This window comes from Neisseria sp. P0021.S007, from assembly GCF_051956855.1.
Genome location: NZ_JBQCXA010001336.1, coordinates 1 through 496 on the forward strand (window position 1 = coordinate 1; position 496 = coordinate 496).

A 496-nucleotide genomic window follows, 5' to 3' on the forward strand; every position below is an offset into this window, starting at 1 on the left:
GGCTATATCTTTGCCCATGCCGCGCTTATTGTGATTTGTTTGGGCGGTTTGATAGACAGCAATATCCTGCTGAAAATCGGTATGCTTACCGGCCAAGTCGTGCCGGACAATACGGCGGTTTATGCCAAAGACTTTAAGCCCGAAAGCGTGTTGGGAGAATCCAACCTGTCGTTTAGGGGCAACGTCAATATCGCGGAAGGGCAGAGCGCGGACGTGGTGTTTCTGAATGCGGATAACGGCATGCTCGTGCAAGACTTACCGTTTTCCGTCAAATTGAAGAAATTCCATATTGATTTTTACGATACCGGTATGCCGCGTGATTTTGCTAGTGACTTGGAAGTAACGGACAAGGCGACCGGCAAAGTCAGCGAACACACCATCCGCGTCAACCATCCTTTGACGCTGCACGGTATTACAGTTTATCAGGCAAGTTTTGCCGACGGCGGCTCGGACTTGACGTTTAAAGCGTGGAATCTGGCTGATGCCGACCGCACTC

The 496-nt window shown here is 50.6% G+C and carries 1 protein-coding gene; it reads left to right on the plus strand.

Features of this window, described 5'->3' with window-relative positions; genetic code table 11:
- The coding region (locus ACTHUR_RS19025; RefSeq protein WP_440400336.1) for a cytochrome c biogenesis protein ResB at window positions 1–496 on the plus strand (496 nt) is incomplete at both ends.